Raw genomic sequence first — 1,147 nt, 5'->3', positions numbered from 1 at the left:
ATCCTCGCGCGCCTCGACGAGCTGAACAACGTCCCGCGCGAGGACGGCGGGTACAAGGTCACGGGCGCGCGCCGCAAGGTCATCCGCGCGATCGTGGGGCTCGCCACGTCGAGCGGCGTGCTCTACTGCAGCTACGACGGCCTGGCGCGTGCGGCGCGCGTATCGCCGAGGTCGGCGCACTCGATCCGCGCGGAGCTCGAGCGCCTGGGCGTCCTCAAGCGCGTCCGCACGGGGGGCAGGGCCGAGGACGGATCGCGTCAATCGAACAAGTACATCGTGAAGTGGGACAAGCTGCGCGACATCCTCGGGATCGCGTGCTGCTATGCGTCCAATTGGCATGGAGAGCTCCAGAGAACAGTTGAGCGCAAGCCCTTCCATAACGTGTACTACAACTACGAGGGATACGCGCACTACAGCAAGTCGGCGCGCCAGAAGCGCCGCGAGCGCCAGCGCGCTCGCGAGCATGCGGCGCTCGCGGCGCAAGCGCCGAAAGTGGATAACCATGTGGAGAAAAGCGCACCAGAAAAAAGGACGAAGGCCATGGGGCTTGAAAACGAAGCTAGTGATCAGGGTTTTTGCGCACTAACCGATCTTAAAGAGCGTAAAACATCTAAAATCCTTCAACCTGTGAGATCTCTCCTGTCCTATTGCCGCCGCATTGTGGAAAAGCGTACGCCGCTCCGCGGCTCCTCGGACGCCCGCCACGAGGGCGGGATGCCGGAATCGCTGCGCGATACCTTGGACAACCGCCCTGCGGGCGGCACAACCTGGTGCTTCGACGTCTCAAAGCTCTCCCAAACATCCCTACAAAGACTCGGCCGAGTGGCACCGGGAAGGATCGTACCCCTCTTGGCCGAGATCGACCAGATGACGCGCAGCAACCCTTCGCTCGAAACACCGGAGGACATGCAATGGCACGCCGAGGAGCTCCTGCACATCCTCGCAGATGCGGACGGCATCCCCCGATGACCGAACGGCATCGGCCGCATCGGCACGGCTTCGCCGTGCGGCAGTGAAAAAATGATCTGCCTCCCGGTGCCGGCAGTCAAGGGGAATTTGGGAATCCTTGCCTGCCCTCTGTCTTACCGACCGAACGGATCCCAACCGCCCGGCGGCTCGACGCACCTCGCCTGGCTATAACGTTGTG

The 1,147-nt window shown here is 63.0% G+C and carries 1 protein-coding gene; it reads left to right on the top strand.

Annotated features, from left to right (window positions below):
• Positions 1–969, top strand: a 969-nt coding sequence (locus ACMO6A_RS09620; RefSeq protein WP_418471163.1) for a hypothetical protein, incomplete at its 5' end; no start/stop codon positions are given.
• Positions 970–1,147: the final 178 nt, after the last annotated feature.

This window comes from Eggerthella sp., assembly GCF_048329335.1.
Classification (GTDB): Bacteria; Actinomycetota; Coriobacteriia; order Coriobacteriales; family Eggerthellaceae; genus Eggerthella; species Eggerthella lenta.
Note: the sequence above shows the minus strand (reverse complement) of the source record. Positions and strands in the feature narration are given on the sequence as shown.